The 1,026-nt window shown below is 39.3% G+C and carries 2 protein-coding genes; both read left to right on the forward strand.

The genetic code is table 11. The features are described 5' to 3' along the window. The first annotated feature begins 99 nt into the window (after positions 1-99). Positions 100-468, forward strand: coding sequence for a type II toxin-antitoxin system RelE/ParE family toxin (locus DS2_RS19350; RefSeq protein ID WP_235188649.1), 369 nt, complete (start codon positions 100-102; stop codon positions 466-468). Then, the gene (locus tag DS2_RS19355) at positions 465-767 is read left to right on the forward strand and encodes a helix-turn-helix domain-containing protein (protein WP_035016733.1); all 303 of its coding nucleotides are present in this window, start codon (positions 465-467) and stop codon (positions 765-767) included. The genes DS2_RS19350 and DS2_RS19355 overlap by 4 nt, the downstream gene beginning before the upstream one ends. The last annotated feature ends 259 nt before the right edge of the window (positions 768-1,026 follow it).

Genomic DNA, 1,026 nt, shown 5'->3' on the forward strand with positions numbered 1-1,026 from the left:
GCGGCTCAGTAATGGGTCGTTCTACCATGACGCTTTCTTTTTATTGTCATTTATGTCAATCTTCTCTCATATTGAAAATATACCCCAATGGAGTATACTTTGATCTATAAGACCAAAGTTTTTGCTTCTTTAACGAAAAAAGAAGCTTTAGCAGACAGCGATCTTATTAATGCCTGTAAGGAAATGAGCAACGGGCTTTTTGATGCCGATTTAGGTGGTAATGTTTACAAAAAGCGTATTGCATCAGGTAATAAAGGAAAAAGTGGAGGATTCCGTACTATTGTCGGTGCAGTTATAGGGGATAAGTATTTTTTCCTATATGCGTTTGCTAAAAGTGATAAGGCTAATATCAACTCAAAAGAGAAATTAGCACTAAAAGAGTTGGCAAAAGAGTTTTTAGCATTTAGTCAGGATGAGCTTAACCAAATAATTGAAGATGGCGAGCTCATTAAGATAGGTGAATTATGAGTGACATTTTAAAAGCAGTACACAAGACAGCAAAAGGTTTGCAAAAGTCAGGTACCATTAACAAAACTACGATGCGAAAGTTTGATGCTCTGTGTTTAACAACCGTCCATGAGTTTACACCTGAGCAAGTGCGCACCCTTCGACAAAAAAATAACCTGTCTCAGCCAGTATTCGCTCGCTATTTTAATGTTAGTGATAAATTAGTCAAAAAGTGGGAACAAGGCGAGAGCAAACCTAGAGGTGCAGCATTGAAAATGCTATCTCTAGCCGAAAAAAAAGGCCTTGAGGCAATTGCGTAATCAAAAGCACACAAGTAAATCAACTGGGTTTAAAAAGCTGGTTCGCCTCATTCTACGGCAATATAGCCAAGCTTATGAACCAGATATTAAGGCGTTAGTGCGACAAGCAAAGCTTGGCGCATCTTACAAGGTAAAAGTCCTTGTCTGGAAAGGTCTAGCCAACCACCAGTATCGAGTCTTGCGTGTTGTGCGGAGATTAAGGATTATCGAAGCTTTTCCCGTGGTGAGACCATAAATAATCGAACAAACAGTGCGAAGC

It is taken from the genome of Catenovulum agarivorans DS-2 (assembly GCF_000568405.1).
In the GTDB taxonomy this organism is placed as follows: domain Bacteria; phylum Pseudomonadota; class Gammaproteobacteria; order Enterobacterales; family Alteromonadaceae; genus Catenovulum; species Catenovulum agarivorans_A.

Excerpts from the sequence above, each read along its gene's own strand:
- DS2_RS19355 (WP_035016733.1), top strand. The coding sequence starts at position 465 with ATGAGTGACATTTTAAAAGCAGTACACAAGACAGCAAAAGGTTTGCAA.